The following is a 16,770-nucleotide window of genomic DNA, read 5'->3' on the forward strand; positions in this document are numbered from 1 at the left end:
TAAATAGAATGAATCTTCAAGTCAAGAAGTGGGCTATTGCAGAGGTTTAAAGCATTATGCTTCAGATGGTTTGGTAGATATTCTTATTTATTTTTATTAAATGAAATCAACAATTAAATAAAGTAAGAGGAGGATGTTGGATGATAGAAAGAGAGACCTCCAATACATTTGACTTAGTATCAAAATACAAGCCGGATGGAGATCAGCCAGAAGCGATCAAACGATTAGTTGAAGGAATAGAAGGCGGGGAAAAAGCACAAATTTTGTTAGGTGCGACAGGAACCGGAAAAACATTTACGATGTCCAATGTAATAACAGAAGTGAACAAACCGACATTGGTGATTGCCCATAATAAGACATTAGCTGGACAGCTTTATGGAGAGTTTAAAGAATTCTTCCCTAATAACGCGGTCGAGTATTTTGTTAGTTATTATGATTATTATCAACCAGAAGCATATGTTCCTTCAAGTGATACATATATAGAAAAAGATGCCAGTATCAATGATGAAATCGATAAATTACGCCATTCAGCGACAAGTTCTTTATTAGAAAGAAACGATGTGATCGTAGTAGCTTCAGTTTCCTGTATTTTTGGTTTAGGAGATCCTAAGGAATACAGTGAACAAGTGGTTTCTATTCGTGTAGGCATGGAGCTGGATCGCAGTCAGCTGTTAACAGATCTAGTGAACATTCAATTTGAACGAAATGATATTGATTTTCAGCGTGGTCGTTTTCGTGTACGAGGTGACGTTGTGGAGATTTTCCCTGCCTCAAGAGATGATCATGCCTTAAGAGTTGAATTTTTCGGTGATGAAATTGAACGGATAAGAGAAGTGGATGCTCTTACAGGTGAAGTGATCGGCGAGACGGAGCACGTTGCGATTTTCCCTGCGACCCACTTTGTCACCAATGAAGATCATATGGAACATGCGATTTCAGAAATTCAAGAAGAATTAGAGGCTCGTTTAACTATCTTGCGTAGTGAAAATAAATTATTAGAAGCGCAGCGCTTAGAACAACGAACCAATTACGATATTGAGATGATGAGAGAAATGGGCTACACATCTGGTATTGAAAATTATTCTCGTCATATGGATGGTCGTTCAGAAGGAGAACCACCTTACACATTAATCGATTTCTTCCCAGATGATTTTCTACTTGTGATTGATGAATCCCACGTATCGATGCCTCAAATTCGCGGTATGTATAATGGGGACCGTGCTAGAAAACAAATGCTAGTAGATTACGGTTTCCGTCTGCCTAGTGCGTTGGATAATCGTCCGTTACGTTTAGAAGAATTTGAAAAACATGTTCATCAAGTCGTCTATGTTTCGGCGACTCCAGGACCTTATGAACATGAACAAACAGATACCGTGATTCCACAAATCATTCGACCAACGGGGCTGTTGGATCCGTTGATTGAAGTTCGTCCAATCATGGGACAAATTGATGATTTGGTTGGTGAGATCCATGATCGTGTAGAGAAGGATCAACGTGTATTTATTACAACTTTAACGAAGAAAATGTCTGAAGATTTAACGGATTACCTTAAAGAATTAGGGATCAAAGTTAAGTATCTTCATAGTGATATCAAAACCTTAGAACGAACGGAAATCATTCGTGATTTACGTTTGGGTGAGTTTGATGTGCTGATCGGAATCAACTTGCTCCGTGAGGGTCTAGATGTACCAGAAGTATCATTGATTGCGATTTTGGATGCCGATAAAGAAGGCTTCTTGAGAAGTGAACGCTCATTGATCCAAACAATTGGACGTGCTGCTCGTAACTCAGATGGCCGTGTTATTATGTATGCGGATAAAATTACTGATTCTATGCAAAAAGCAATGGATGAAACTGCACGTCGTCGTTCGATCCAAGAAAAATACAATGAAGAACATGGCATTATACCGAAAACAATCATTAAAGAAATTCGTGAGTTGATCTCAATTTCTAAAACAAATGAAAAAGGTGAGCCATTCAAAATTGATAAGGATTACCATGAACTGACTCGTCAAGAAAAAGCTGATTTATTGATGAAATTAGAAAAAGAAATGCGAGATGCAGCGAAAGTATTAGACTTTGAAACTGCTGCAACTTTAAGAGATACGATTTTGGAATTGAAAGCAGCAGATTAAAGAATAGCTACTGAGGTTCACGATACAGTAGTTCAAATATCAGTAAGGGATACTATACACTACGTTCCGATCTCAACAATATCTAAGTGCTAAAACACTTAGAATTGAAAATCGGACCAACAAAATCAAGGATCAACGTTCCCTACGGTCACCTTGTACTGTTCAACATCAGCTCATAAGAATACTCGCTGTATTTCACAGCAAAGGAGAGCCGTTACTCTTGCGAATTAATTCGCATAGAAGTAAGGGACATCGGACCAATAATCAAAAGGAGAGAAGTAATGGCAAATGATAAAATCGTCATTCATGGCGCACGTGCACATAATTTGAAAAATATAGATGTTACGATTCCTCGTGACAAAATGGTTGTTGTCACTGGGTTATCTGGTTCTGGAAAAAGTTCCTTGGCCTTTGATACATTATATGCGGAAGGTCAGCGTCGTTATGTAGAAAGTCTTTCAGCCTATGCTAGACAATTCTTAGGCCAAATGGATAAACCGGATGTTGATAGTATCGATGGGCTTAGTCCAGCGATCTCTATTGATCAAAAAACAACAAGTAAAAATCCACGATCAACAGTTGGAACAGTAACAGAAATCAATGATTATTTAAGACTGTTATTCGCTCGTGTGGGGCATCCGATTTGTCCTAATGACGGGACTGAAATCAGCAGTCAATCTGTGGAACAAATGGTAGATAAAGTCTTAGAATTACCAGAAAAGACGAAGCTTCAAGTATTGGCGCCAGTAATTGTTAAGAAGAAAGGTCAACATAAAAAAGTTTTTGAAATGATCCAACGTGAAGGGTATGTTCGAATGCGTGTGGACGGAGAAACGTATGATGTAACAGAAGCACCTGAACTTGAAAAAAATAAAAAACATGATATTGCGATCGTCATTGACCGAATTGTAGTAAAAGAGGGAATTCGTTCTCGTTTATTTGATTCATTTGAAGCGGCATTAAGACTTGCTGACGGCTATGCATTAGTAGATATGATCGACGGAGAAGAAATGCTTTTCAGTGAACATTATGCTTGTCCTTACTGTGGATTTACAGTGGGCGAATTAGAGCCAAGATTATTTTCTTTCAATGCACCATTTGGAGCTTGTCCTGATTGTGATGGATTAGGAATAAAATTAGAAGTCGATCGTGATCTAGTGATTCCTGATTCAACCAAAACATTGCGTGAAGGAGCAATCGCACCGTGGAATCCAATCAGCTCACAATACTATCCGCAAATGTTGGAACAAGCGGCTGATAGTTTTAATATCGACATGGACACTCCTTTTGATGAGCTGCCTGAAGAGCATCAAGATATTATTTTAAACGGATCTAATGGTGAACCTTTCCACTTCCATTATGAAAATGATTTTGGCGGAGTTCGTGATGTAGAAGTACCGTTTGAAGGAGTTTTAACGAACATCAAACGTCGTTACCATGAAACAAATAGTGACTTTACCCGTGATCAAATGCGTTTATACATGACAGAATTAACCTGTCAGACCTGTAAAGGATATCGTTTGAATCCTCAAGCTCTATCAGTCAAAATCGATAATACAAATATTGGTCAAGTTAGTGAGCTGGCTATCAAAAATGCGGTTCAATTTTTTGAAACAGTTAAATTGTCTGAACAAGAACAAATGATTGCTAAACCAATATTGAAAGAAGTAGAAGATCGTTTGAACTTTTTAAAAAATGTCGGACTGGATTATTTGACACTTAGCCGAGCGGCTGGAACCTTATCAGGCGGAGAAGCTCAGCGAATTCGTTTGGCAACACAGATTGGGTCGAACTTATCTGGTGTATTATATATCCTAGATGAACCGTCGATCGGACTGCATCAGCGCGATAATGACCGTTTGATCGAGTCACTTAAGAAAATGCGTGACTTGGGAAATACACTGATCGTTGTTGAACATGATGAAGATACAATGCGAGCATCTGATTATTTGATCGATGTTGGACCAGGTGCTGGACATTTAGGTGGGGAAATCGTTGCTGCAGGAACACCAGATGAAGTAGCTAAAAACCCTAACTCATTAACTGGACAATATCTTTCTGGTAAAAAAGTGATCCCTGTGCCTAAAGAACGTCGTAAAGGTAATGGTAAGAAAATCAAAGTGACAGGTGCAACTGAGAATAACTTAAAAAATGTCACGGTTGAATTTCCATTAGGAGAGTTTGTCGCAGTGAGTGGAGTTTCTGGATCAGGCAAAAGTACCTTAGTGAATCAAATTTTGAAAAAAGCTTTGGCACAAAAAATCAACCGTAATTCAAATAAACCTGGCAAACACAAAAATATTACTGGTTATGAAAATATAGAAAAAATCATCGATATCGATCAAAGTCCAATTGGTCGTACACCGCGAAGCAACCCGGCAACATATACAAGTGTTTTTGATGATATTCGTGATTTATTTGCGAAAACCAACGAAGCAAAAGTCCGTGGATACAAAAAAGGTCGGTTTAGTTTTAATGTTAAAGGCGGTCGTTGTGAAGCGTGTCGTGGGGATGGAATTATTAAAATCGAAATGCATTTTTTACCAGATGTTTATGTTCCGTGTGAAGTTTGTCATGGCAAACGCTATAATTCCGAAACGCTAGAAGTTCATTATAAAGGAAAGAACATTTCTGATATCTTAGATTTAACAGTCGAAGATGCTGTAGCGTTCTTTAAACACATTCCTAAAATCCATCGTAAATTGCAAACCATCGTTGATGTGGGATTAGGCTATGTAACATTAGGTCAACCTGCTACTACTTTATCAGGTGGGGAAGCTCAGCGGATGAAATTGGCAAGTGAACTTCATAAAAATTCAAATGGTAAAAATTTCTATATCTTAGATGAGCCGACAACTGGTTTGCATACAGATGATATTGCCCGCTTACTCGTTGTATTAGAAAGACTTGTTGAAGCTGGGAATACGGTACTCGTTATTGAACATAATCTAGATGTAATCAAATCAGCTGACCATGTAATTGATTTAGGACCAGAAGGTGGAGATGGCGGCGGAACGATCGTTGCAACAGGAACACCGGAAGAAATTGCGAAAGTCAAAGCTAGTTATACTGGAAAATATCTAAAACGAGTTTTATAAATTGGTATACTCCATTTTGAAAGTATTATCATTGTTTTTAAAGAAAGTATGAAGATTGAATGAAAATTATCTATTGCTATTGATTTATTTGAATTCTTGAAGTAAAATCACAGTCAGATAGATATATTGTTCAACCTAATTGGTATATATCTTTCCTTCTATAAATAATCCGTTCAAAAAAGAAAAGTACAGCCTTCATTGTTGAAGGGCTGTCTTTTTTTTATTTTAAAGTCCAATTATTTCATTTGGGAAAATAAAAGGGAACTATTTAATAAATTGAAATTAGAGAAAAATAATAAAATAAATGAAAACATATGTTTTTAATCACTTTAATTTAAAAATAGTCAAAAAAAGAAAGTATCTATACGTAAGTTGAATGATATTTTTGGAAAAAACATGATATTCTATAGTTATTAAAAGAGTATGGAAGGGTGATTTTTTCTTGGAAAAGAAAGAAGTAAAGATTGGTGCACATTATGTTTGTCATGGATCAAATTTTTCTTGGTTTTTTGTAGGAGAGGCTATCTCCAAAAAAGAAGAAGATGTACAGGTCAGAGTTGTTAAATGCCACCCTACAGATCGTCCAGTGATCGGTTGTGACGATCCTATTTTGAATTTAGATTATTTTAATGTGATTGAAGATGCTTAGTCTTTAGATTTGGGTTAGTGAATAGAAGTTGTACAACTCATAATAAATAACGATAAACACTGTCAATAAAAAATAGATAAAAATAAAAGACTAGAATAAACAATTAATTGTTTATTCTAGTTTTTTGTTTTTAACAAATATATTTCATAGTTATTAGCTTAGTTTATTTGAAAAATATTTTTTATTCTACTTCAATCCGATTCGATATTAGTGATAAGTATCTTATATAAAAGCTTAAATTCCTAAGAAAGTCTGAATGGGCATGAAATTTGATTGAAAAGCTTTCTTTGATACGCCCGGGATGCTATAATTAATAAAATGTTTCCGAAGGAGCGCTAAAAAATGGCTGATAATTTACAATTAGTTATAATCACTGGAATGAGCGGAGCAGGAAAGACTGTAGCCATTCAAAGTTTTGAAGATATGGGGTATTTTTGTATTGATAATATGCCCCCGAGTTTGATTCCTAAGTTCTGGGAGTTGATCAAAGAATCTGGAAAAGTAACGAAAATCGCATTAGTGATTGATTTACGTTCACGCAATTTCTTTAGAGAAATTCAAGATATGTTGGTGGAACTTGAAAATACGAATTTGATTGATACAACGATCATGTTTTTGGATGCGACTGATGAAGAACTTGTTTCTCGTTATAAAGAAACGCGTCGTGCCCATCCATTAGCAATGGATGGTCTAATTACAGAAGGAATCAGAAAAGAGCGGGCGATTCTAGAAGAAATCAGAGGTGACGCTCAAGTTGTTATTGATACGACTGATTTATCACCTAGACAATTACGAGAAAGAATCAATGAAGAATTTAAATCTAGAGATACCCATGAGTTTCGTGTTGAACTTGTTTCATTTGGGTTTAAATATGGCTTGCCGATTGATGCGGACATTGTCATGGATGTTCGTTTCTTACCAAATCCGCACTATATACCAGAATTAAGACCACTGACAGGACAAGATCCATCTGTTTATGATTACGTAATGAGTTTTCCAGAGACGGAAAGTTTTTATACTCAATTTATTGATTTGTTGAAAAATGTGATGCCAGGTTATGAAAAAGAAGGCAAATCAAGTATTACGATTGCCATAGGTTGTACTGGCGGACAGCATCGTTCGGTCGCATTGACAGAACGTGTGGGTAAAGAGCTTGAGCAAGACTATCATGTTAACATTACACATCGTGATAAAGGGAAGCGCAAAGAGACGGTGAACCGCTCATGAAAATGAAAACGTACCGTATTAGAAAACCCAAAATCGTCGTTGTTGGTGGCGGAACAGGATTACCAGTTATTTTAAAAAGTTTGCGCAATCAAAGCGCGGATATCACAGCTGTGGTGACTGTTGCAGATGACGGAGGAAGTAGCGGTGAGATTCGAGAGTCTATGAATATGACGCCACCTGGAGATTTACGCAATGTGTTAGTTGCCTTATCTGATATGCCTCAGTTGTATGAAGATATTTTTCAGTATCGTTTTGATAAATCAGATAACTATTTTGCCAATCATGCAATTGGAAATTTGATCATTGCGGCTGTTTCAGAAATGCGTGGTAGTACATATGAGGCCATTCAGCTACTTTCAAAAATGATGCATGTGGATGGACATATTTATCCTTCTTCAGAAAGACCTTTGACGTTACATGCTGTCTTTAAAGATGGCTCTATTGCAGTCGGTGAATCTAATATTGCTGTTGACCGAAAAACGATCGATCATGTTTTTGTGACGAACACAAATGATGATGAACAGCCAAAAGCTGCTAGAAAAGTAGTGAAAGCAATTGAAGAAGCAGATATGATTGTTTTAGGACCTGGTAGTATGTTTACAAGTATTCTACCCAATTTGGTGATCAAAGAAATCGGAGAAGCGATCATCAATGCTGAGGCTGAAGTGGTATACATTTGTAATATCATGACTCAAAAAGGTGAAACAGAACATTTTACTGATGCTGACCATGTTTGTGTATTGCATCAACATCTTAAAAGTAAGTTTGTTGACACGGTTTTAGTCAATACAGAAAATGTACCTGATGGTTATATGGATCCAGAAGTTTATGATGAGTATTTAGTTCAAGTAGAACACGATTTCCAAAAATTGAGAGATGAAGGCTGTCGTGTGATTTCTACTGACTTTTTAAAATTGCGTGATGGCGGTGTTTTTCATGATGGCGACAAAGTTGTGGATGAACTATTCCGCATTGTATTCGGCGCAAGATATTAAATAGTAACAAATAAGAGAGGAGGCGTGGAGATTGTCTTTTGCAGCAGATGTTAAAAAAGAGCTGACAGCTTTAGAGGTTCATCGAGAACATGCTCGAGCAGAATTAGCCGCGTTGATTCGGATGAATGGCTCATTAAGTATTGTGAATCAGCAATTTGTATTGAATGTTCAAACGGAGAATGCAGCGATCGCCAGACGAATCTATTCTCTTTTAAAAGACCATTATGATGTTCGCTCAGAATTATTAGTCCGAAAAAAAATGAAGTTAAAAAAGAATAACGTTTATATCGTACGATTAAAACAAGATACGAAAAATGTGCTGGCTGATTTAGATATTTTGGATGGAATGATGTTCAACACTCATGTGTCAGATGAAATTATGGGGAATGCACAAAAAATGAGATCTTATTTAAGAGGTGCTTTTATGGCCTCAGGATCAGTTAATAACCCAGAAACAAGTCGCTATCATTTGGAAATATTTTCGATTTATGAAGAGCATAATGATGATATTTGCCAGATGCTGAACTATTATGATTTAAATGCACGGACATTGGAACGTCGAAATGGTTACATTTCTTACCTAAAAGGGGCGGAACGAATCGCTGATTTTCTAACATTGATTGGTGCGACAAATTCGATGTTGAAATTTGAAGATGTCCGGATCGTTCGTGATATGCGTAATTCAGTGAATCGTTTGGTCAATTGTGAAACGGCGAATCTTAATAAAACGATTGATGCCGCGTCAAAACAAATCGAAAATATTCAGTATATCGAAAGTGTGGTAGGTTTGACCGCTTTGCCGGGAAAATTACAGGAAATTGCTGAATTACGTTTGGAATATCCAGAAGTGAGCTTAAAAGAATTGGGTGAGATGATTCCATCAGGGGCCATTTCAAAATCAGGAATCAATCATCGGATTCGTAAAATCAATGAATTTGCTGATAAACTAAGAGAAAAAAGTGCATAACTTCTTATGGATTGCTATGAGGCAATAGCAGAGAGTTGGGTGGAAATGATGGGTGTAGAAGATAAAGATTTTATTATGAGACAAATCAAACAACTTGGAGAAGGTCTAGGGACTTTTCTTGGAAAAGAAGATGTGGATAAAATTTTAAGTTTTGGTGAAGATGCTGAAAAAGAAATTGAAGATTCTTCATTAGAAAAGAAAATGAGTTCTGATCGTATAGCTAAAAAAAATAAGACAAAGCCTAATTAGCTTTGTCTTATTTTCTATTTGCCTTCTATATAGCTGATCAATTCGTCTTTAGTAATAGATTCATCAAAAATATGATCACCAATCACGATCGTTGGCACAAATTTGATATTTGCGGCCGCAGCTTCCTCGATGACAGATTGAACGATGGCAGGTGCTTCTTTTTCAGGTAGTTGCAAATTATCTTCAGCAAATACTGCCACATCTTCTAAAGAAAGATTCCCCCATTGATCTTGTGTATCGTACATTTGTTTTAAATCAGTCAAGCCTTTTTCAGGTAAATCATAATTGATATGGTGATGCATCACATTACCACGTTGCAAACTTTCTTTTTCTTTATCTAAAAGTTTGATGATTCGTTGAACTTTACCTTCTTTGACATATTCATTTAATAAATCAAAAGATTCTTCAAACCATTTTTTACAATATGGGCAGCGAACGTTCATAAATTCAACCATCTTTACAGGAGCTGAGTCCTTTCCAATAGCCAAACCATTTTTTGTTGTAACTTTTGTTGCATCGATTACTGAAATATCCATTTTAGTAACATCCTTTCATTTCTTCTATCTTTAGTGTAGCGCTTTTTGCATTTAGTTTAAATAAAAATGCCCAAAATTTTCAAAAGAAATTTTGGGCATGAGCTTTATTATTTGCTTAAAGAGCTGCTATTCTCCATTACTTCATCGATCAAACCGTATTCTTTTGCTTGTTGAGCAGTCATAAAGTTATCACGATCTGTATCGCGTTCAATGACTTCAAGTGGTTGACCAGTACGCTCTGCTAAAATTTTATTCAAGCGATCACGCGTATCAAGAATGTGTTTAGCTGCAATTTCGATCTCAGTTGCTTGCCCCTGTGCGCCACCTAAAGGTTGATGGATCATGATTTCGGCATTCGGCAATGCAAATCGTTTGCCTTTTGTACCGGCAGTTAATAAGAAACTTCCCATAGAAGCTGCCATACCAAGGACGATTGTTTGCACGTCGGCTTTAACAAAATTCATGGTGTCGAAGATTGCTAATCCAGCTGAAACACTTCCTCCTGGTGAGTTGATATAGATATAGATGTCTTTTTCAGAGTCTTGCGCATCCAAAAATAGTAATTGGGCAATGACTGAGTTCGCTACATTATCATCGATCGGACCACTTAACATGATGATTCTATCTTTTAATAATCGTGAATAAATATCATATGCTCTTTCTCCACGAGATGATTGTTCAATGACTGTTGGTATTAAATTCATAGTATATTCCTCCTATATAAAAACTCTTCAAATCATTTTATCACAAAGCATACCTTAATGCTTAAAAAAAGTATACTTTATTGGTCAATAAAGGTCAACTTTAATGCACTAACTTAAGCAAAAAAAGAGGGATTAAAAAGCCTTAGGATATCCTAAGACTTTATCTTCAACTATTATGAAGTTACAACAATATTTCCATTTTGATCTGCAGGCTTAAGTAACGTAATAATTGATGTGAAAAACGCAATAATTCCAGGAATTGTTGTCCAGCTGAACACTAGGTACATGATTCCTTTTCCAGTAAAACCAGAGTAGAACTTATGAGCACCTATCCAACCTAAGAAAAATGCTAATATAAAGTAAACCCATTTATTAACGACTCTACCATGCTGTACATAGCCACCAACTGATTGCGTGTTATTATTTTCATTAACGATATTGATATTGATTTTGTCTTGCAAATTTTCTGTTGCACTTGCAACCTTTTCTGTTTTATGGATGATTAATTCATCACCATCTTCGAATACATCAACAAAATCACCGATTTCTGGTTTGAAATTAAACCATTCGTACAATGCACGTGTTGTGCTTCCATCTTCATTGGCAATAACGACATCATCAAAATCTAACTTAATCACTTTTTTCCCCATATCAACTTCCCCAACTCTCATATATAATATTACTTCTGTTATATTATATCATCAATTGAATGAGTAATCTAGACCTTTCAATAAAGGAAATAATCAAAAACTGCAGAAAAAAATGAAAAAATTAAGTGAGACAAATATTTTTTTTTCGTATTTTTTTGTCCTTGTGAAAGAATATGTTATACTGAAAAAACAAGAATGAGAAGAGTGAGGGAATCCGAATGGTTGTTTTTATCGCAGGTATGACTGGTGTCTTGATTGGTGCAGTTATCGTATCGATTGGTGTTGCTTTACGCGTAACTTATGACGAACGCAAAGCAGTACGCTATCGAGAATTAGAAAATTTTGTCAAAGAAATAGAGACACTGAATCTTTTGAACAAAAAAATCAATGAGATTTTACAAAAAAGAGACATCTATGTAGACAAGTCCGTGAATTTCATATCGATGGATGATTGTTATATCAGTATCGATGACTTTATCTATTTAGAATCATTTTCGGCACAAAATAATTTCTATTTGCCTACATATTTGATTGAAGAATTTTTTAAAAAAATTGCGCATAGAAAGGTTATCTTAACACCTGATGAAGTGATTTCAATGGGTGGAAGCACATATAAAGGCGGTCGAGTTATATTAGAAAGTTTTTCAGAAGAGTTACTTTCTATTATTGAAGATAAAAAAAGACAAATGAAACGCTTAACGCACAAACCTTTGTATTATTTCCAACGAAACTAAAAAGAGCGTGAGACAAAACTAAAAATCAGTTTTGTCTCACGCTCTAAATTTAAATAAAGGGCGAGAAAAAAGCAGCTCCTTCGGAAATAAGCTGAGCACTTTTGTCTCGGCCTCTTTTGCTTTAGGCTATTTCCATTCAGCCAAACTATTTTTATATAAGTCAAATGTTTCTTGCGGAATATCTCCATTCATTTGAATTAGGAAAAAGCGTGTCTCATTATCAGATGTATGAGAATATAATAAGCCAGATTGTTTACCTAGTTCATCATAATAATCTTTTGTTTTCGTTAAATCATCTAGTTTTTCAAAGGTCATCACTCTGGCATTTTTGTATTTATCAGTGTTGTCATTACTATTAGCATATAAAGGGTCTTCCTCTACACCAAAGATATAGGCAGATTCAGCATAAGTTGGTGCTGCTCCAAAATCTTGTGGTTTTTTCATTTCTTGTACGTAGTGAACGGCTAATCCCTCCGTTTGAAAACGAGTAATGATATCTTTTGCAGAGAAATTTGTAAATTTATCTTTTAGGGCGGAAACTGAGTCTGTTACCTCTTTTTTTCGGGTGTTGTAAGCTGTTACCTTTTCTTTGTCATCAATAGAAGAAAAGTCATCTTGAGGTAAATTTTTAAGCTGTTGCTCAAATTCGGTGATTTTCTTTAAAGAGAGATCTTTTTTTATTGATTCTTTTGTATCGTCAATGTAGCTATCATTTATATTTTTTTCTAAACTGTTCAATTCCGTATTTGTTTTTTCAAAAGTAGCTTGTGTTTCATCAGGATTCGTTTTAGCCTCGTTTGTTGTTTTCGAATTAGTGCATCCTCCTAAAAATAAACTCCCAATCAAACAAATCAGTAGTGCTGTCGTCTTTTTCATTAGTCACTCAGCTTCCTTTTCTAATATATAGCCCGAAAATGAAATCGTTTTCGGTCAATATACTTTATCACACATCCATAAGGCAAACAATATAATGTTAAATTTTTTTGTTTGATTTTTTCATTATCAAACATTAAGTATGAAACTATAGACTAATGTTATTAGAATTTTCTGAATTTTTTTATCAAATTTTATTGACATTCTCATTTGTTAGGTTTATAGTTAACAAAAGCTTTTATTTATCACATGCTATTTTAATTTTTATAGATTTTTTAAAAGAGGAGACCATTGCCATGAAGAAGACAAACAACAACCACGTATTAGTCATTATTTTATCGTGTAGGACTTAGAACGCTGAGAAATTTCGCAGATGTTTGAGTCCTGTTTGTCTTTGGTAGATGGGGTTCTTACTAAGACATCCCATTCAATCGATGGGATGTTTTTTTTGTAGAAAGTTTTATAAAGAGGCGAGCAGAATAAATAAGAAAATGAATCCGAAGAATCAAAAATGAGTTCTTCTGGAGATAACTGAATTGGAGTGGATGAAAAATGCGTAGTGATAAAATCAAAAAAGGAATCGAGGCGGCTCCCGCCAGAAGCTTGCTCTATGCAACTGGGCAAGTAAAAAATGCCAAAGATATGAACAAACCGTTTATAGCCATTTGTAATTCTTATATTGATATAGTGCCAGGACATGTGCATTTAAGAGAGTTAGCGGATGTTGCCAAAGAAGCAATTCGTGAAGCTGGAGGAATTCCTTTCGAATTTAACACGATTGGTGTAGATGACGGCATCGCTATGGGACATATTGGCATGCGTTATTCATTACCTAGCAGAGAAGTCATTGCAGATGCTGCTGAAACCGTGATTAATGCCCATTGGTTTGATGGCGTATTCTATATTCCTAACTGTGACAAAATCACTCCAGGGATGTTGATGGCAAGTGTTCGAACGAATGTACCAGCGATTTTTTGTTCAGGTGGACCAATGAAAGCAGGCATTGATCCAACAGGACATACGCTGACACTTTCGAATATGTTTGAAGCAGTGGGGACCTTTAAAGAGGGGAAAATGACTGAAGAGGAATTTAACTTTATGGAGCAAAATGCCTGTCCAACTTGTGGGTCATGTGCTGGGATGTTTACAGCAAACTCAATGAATTGTTTGATGGAAGTTTTAGGAATGGCATTACCTGGAAATGGAACGATTTTAGCTGTATCAGAAGAACGTAGAGAACTCGTTAGACAATCTGCTTTTCATTTGATGGATCTAGTCAAAAAACAAATCAAACCACGAGACATTATTACGAAAGAAGCCATCGATGATGCATTTGCGTTAGATATGGCAATGGGCGGCTCAACGAATACAGTTTTGCATACCTTAGCGATTGCTAATGAAGCAGAGATCGAATACAACTTAGAAGAAGTTAATGCGATTGCTGAACGCGTTCCCTATCTATCAAAAATTGCCCCGTCATCTGCTTACTCGATGCATGATGTTCATGAAGCAGGAGGTGTTCCAGCGATTATGAAAGAGCTAGTAGATTTAGGGAATGCAATCCATCCAGACCGAATCACAGTTACTGGAAAAACAATTCGTGAAAATGTTCAGGATGCTGTAATCAAAAACGAAGAAGTTATTCATCCAAAAGAAAATCCATACAGCCCAGTGGGTGGTTTATCGATCCTATATGGAAACATTGCACCAAAAGGCAGCGTGATCAAAGTTGGCGGAGTAGATCCGTCTATCAAAAAATTTGTAGGTAAAGCGATTTGTTTCAGTTCTCATGATGAAGCTGTGGCAGCGATCGATGATCATACTGTTAAAAAAGGGCATGTTGTGGTTATTCGTTACGAAGGGCCAAAAGGCGGACCAGGCATGCCGGAAATGTTGGCACCAACATCCAGTATCGTCGGGCGTGGTTTAGGAAAAGATGTCGCTTTGATTACCGATGGTCGCTTTTCAGGAGCAACCCGCGGAATAGCAGTGGGGCATATTTCTCCAGAAGCTGCAGCAGGCGGTCCGATTGCGTTAGTTGAAGATGGCGATGAAATTGAAATTGATTTGATAAATCGAACACTGGAATTACATGTTTCTGATGAAGAGTTGGCGAAAAGAAATGACCAATTACCGAAATTCAAAGCAAAAGTAAAAACAGGATACTTAGCTCGATACACGGCTTTGGTAACGTCAGCTCATACGGGAGGAATCATGCAGATTCCAGAAGATTTGCTAGACTAAAGGAGGGAAGCTCATGGCTGAACAACAGAGAAAAATGAAAAATGGGTCAAGAATTTTGATTGAAGCATTGCTGAAACAAAATGTAGAAATGATTTTTGGATATCCTGGTGGAGCGGTGCTCCCTCTATACGATGCATTATACGACAGAGATATTCCTCATATTTTGACGCGGCATGAACAAGGAGCTGTTCATGCTGCAGAAGGATATGCCAAAGCTACTGGAAAACCTGGTGTAGTAATCGTAACTAGCGGTCCAGGTGCGACAAATGCGATCACTGGTATTGCTGATGCGATGAGTGATTCGATTCCAATGGTTGTTTTCACGGGCCAAGTCGTTACAGAGGGTATTGGTAAAGATGCTTTTCAAGAAGCAGATGTCATTGGGCTGACAATGCCGATTACTAAAAACAATTACCAAGTTCGGGAGACTAAAGAATTACCACGAATCATCGAGGAAGCTTTTCATATTGCGACAACCGGTAGAAAAGGACCAGTCGTAATCGATTTACCTAAAGATATGACGATCATGGAAGCGGCTGTAGATATCGAAGTGAAATTAAATTTACCAAGCTATCAGCCAACAGTGAAACCTAATAAACTTCAGGTAAAAAAACTAATGGAAGCCTTGGCAGTTGCCAAAAAGCCATTGGTATTGGTTGGTGCAGGCGTTTTACATGCAAATGCTGGTAAAGAATTAGTAGAATTCATCAATAAATATCAAGTTCCAGCACTAAGTACCTTACTTGGTCTAGGAGCTGTCCCGACAGAAAATGAATTATTTTTAGGTATGGGTGGAATGCATGGATCTTTTGCGGCAAACATGGCCTTGACCGATTGCGATCTGCTGATTAATCTAGGTTCTCGTTTTGATGACCGTTTGGCTAGTGCCCCTAAAGAATTTGCTTCTAATGCGGTGATTGCTCATGTCGATATCGATCCAGCAGAAATTGGAAAAATCATTGATACACAAATCCCGATTGTGGCAGATGTCAAAGAAACATTAAAGGAAATGTCGAAAAACGATATTGAATGCTCGGACTGTACAGATTGGAAAAAACTAAACCTTTCAAGAAAAAAATTACATCCATTCAAATATGATAAGGAACAAACAGCGGAAATCAAACCCCAAAAAGTCATTGAATTTATTGGTGAGCTGACAAACGGGGAAGCAATTGTGGCAACTGATGTAGGTCAACACCAAATGTGGGCTGCTCAGTTTTACCCATTTAAAAATGAAAAACAACTGATAACAAGTGGCGGACTTGGCACAATGGGGTACGGTGTACCAGCTGCAATTGGGGCAAAATTAGGTTGTCCAGATAAAGAAGTTGTTCTTTTTGTTGGTGATGGTGGTTTCCAAATGACAAATCAAGAATTAGCCATTTTAAATATATACAATATTCCAATCAAAATTGTGATTTTGAATAACCAATCATTGGGAATGGTACGTCAATGGCAGGAAAGCTTCTTCAATGAACGCCGTTCGGAATCAGTTTTCACTTCTCAACCGGATTTTGTGAAGATGGCAGAAGCCTATCATATCAAAGGTCTTAGAATAGAGGATCCCGAAACTATCGAGACTGAGTTGACAGAAGCATTTAAAGAAACAGGACCATTGTTGATTGAAGTCATGGTTTCACCGACGGAACATGTTTTACCAATGGTTCCAGCGGGCAAAGCAAACTATCAAATGCTGGGGGTGGACTAAA

The 16,770-nt window shown here is 36.7% G+C and carries 14 protein-coding genes; 10 read left to right on the forward strand and 4 right to left on the reverse strand.

What is annotated here, in order from left to right:
- The first annotated feature begins 140 nt into the window (after positions 1-140).
- The 7 genes from uvrB to IGL98_RS05730 all read left to right on the forward strand — a co-directional run bounded on the left by uvrB (position 141) and on the right by IGL98_RS05730 (position 9,320).
- The gene (uvrB, locus tag IGL98_RS05700; protein WP_206847065.1) at positions 141-2,135 is read left to right on the forward strand and encodes an excinuclease ABC subunit UvrB; all 1,995 of its coding nucleotides are present in this window, start codon (positions 141-143) and stop codon (positions 2,133-2,135) included.
- A gap of 281 nt (positions 2,136-2,416) precedes the next feature.
- Positions 2,417-5,233, forward strand: a complete 2,817-nt coding sequence (gene uvrA / locus IGL98_RS05705; protein WP_206911942.1) for an excinuclease ABC subunit UvrA — start codon at positions 2,417-2,419, stop codon at positions 5,231-5,233.
- Between the two features lie 442 nt (positions 5,234-5,675).
- On the forward strand, positions 5,676-5,882 hold the full coding sequence (locus IGL98_RS05710; protein WP_206847067.1) for a hypothetical protein: 207 nt from the start codon (positions 5,676-5,678) through the stop codon (positions 5,880-5,882).
- 342 nt (positions 5,883-6,224) lie between these two features.
- Positions 6,225-7,109, forward strand: a complete 885-nt coding sequence (gene rapZ, locus IGL98_RS05715; RefSeq protein WP_206911941.1) for an RNase adapter RapZ — start codon at positions 6,225-6,227, stop codon at positions 7,107-7,109.
- The gene (locus IGL98_RS05720) at positions 7,106-8,104 is read left to right on the forward strand and encodes a gluconeogenesis factor YvcK family protein (protein WP_206847069.1); all 999 of its coding nucleotides are present in this window, start codon (positions 7,106-7,108) and stop codon (positions 8,102-8,104) included. The genes rapZ and IGL98_RS05720 overlap by 4 nt, the downstream gene beginning before the upstream one ends.
- A 31-nt stretch (positions 8,105-8,135) precedes the next feature.
- Positions 8,136-9,071, forward strand: coding sequence for a DNA-binding protein WhiA (whiA, locus tag IGL98_RS05725; protein WP_206847071.1), 936 nt, complete (start codon positions 8,136-8,138; stop codon positions 9,069-9,071).
- Positions 9,072-9,119: 48 nt separating this feature from the next.
- On the forward strand, positions 9,120-9,320 hold the full coding sequence (locus tag IGL98_RS05730) for a hypothetical protein (RefSeq protein ID WP_206847073.1): 201 nt from the start codon (positions 9,120-9,122) through the stop codon (positions 9,318-9,320).
- Between the two features lie 14 nt (positions 9,321-9,334).
- Here the strand turns inward: IGL98_RS05730 and IGL98_RS05735 are convergent, their stop codons facing one another.
- From IGL98_RS05735 to IGL98_RS05745, 3 genes are all read right to left on the reverse strand, one after another.
- Positions 9,335-9,856, reverse strand: a complete 522-nt coding sequence (locus IGL98_RS05735; protein WP_206847075.1) for a DsbA family protein — start codon at positions 9,854-9,856, stop codon at positions 9,335-9,337.
- A gap of 107 nt (positions 9,857-9,963) precedes the next feature.
- Positions 9,964-10,560, reverse strand: coding sequence for an ATP-dependent Clp endopeptidase proteolytic subunit ClpP (gene clpP / locus IGL98_RS05740; RefSeq protein WP_010760682.1), 597 nt, complete (start codon positions 10,558-10,560; stop codon positions 9,964-9,966).
- A 173-nt stretch (positions 10,561-10,733) separates the two neighbouring features.
- A complete protein-coding gene (locus IGL98_RS05745; RefSeq protein ID WP_206847076.1) occupies positions 10,734-11,210 on the reverse strand; it encodes a TM2 domain-containing protein in 477 nt (158 codons plus the stop codon).
- Positions 11,211-11,428: 218 nt separating this feature from the next.
- Between IGL98_RS05745 and IGL98_RS05750 the strand changes: the two genes are divergently transcribed.
- Positions 11,429-11,944 carry a hypothetical protein gene (locus IGL98_RS05750; protein ID WP_206847077.1) on the forward strand — a complete coding sequence of 172 codons (516 nt, stop codon included), beginning with the start codon at positions 11,429-11,431 and terminating at the stop codon, positions 11,942-11,944.
- A gap of 126 nt (positions 11,945-12,070) precedes the next feature.
- Here IGL98_RS05750 and IGL98_RS05755 read toward each other — a convergent pair whose 3' ends face one another.
- Entirely contained in the window at positions 12,071-12,820 is a 750-nt protein-coding gene (locus IGL98_RS05755) for a hypothetical protein (protein WP_206911940.1), read from the reverse strand.
- A gap of 549 nt (positions 12,821-13,369) precedes the next feature.
- Between IGL98_RS05755 and ilvD the strand changes: the two genes are divergently transcribed.
- Together ilvD and ilvB are read left to right on the forward strand one after the other, a co-directional pair.
- Complete coding sequence (gene ilvD, locus IGL98_RS05760) at positions 13,370-15,061, forward strand: dihydroxy-acid dehydratase (RefSeq protein WP_206911939.1); 1,692 nt, start codon at positions 13,370-13,372, stop codon at positions 15,059-15,061.
- Between the two features lie 13 nt (positions 15,062-15,074).
- A complete protein-coding gene (gene ilvB, locus IGL98_RS05765; RefSeq protein WP_206911938.1) occupies positions 15,075-16,769 on the forward strand; it encodes a biosynthetic-type acetolactate synthase large subunit in 1,695 nt (564 codons plus the stop codon).
- Position 16,770 lies beyond the last annotated feature (1 nt).

The organism is Enterococcus sp. DIV0840, from assembly GCF_050527835.1.
Taxonomy (GTDB): Bacteria; Bacillota; Bacilli; order Lactobacillales; family Enterococcaceae; genus Enterococcus_L; species Enterococcus_L ureasiticus.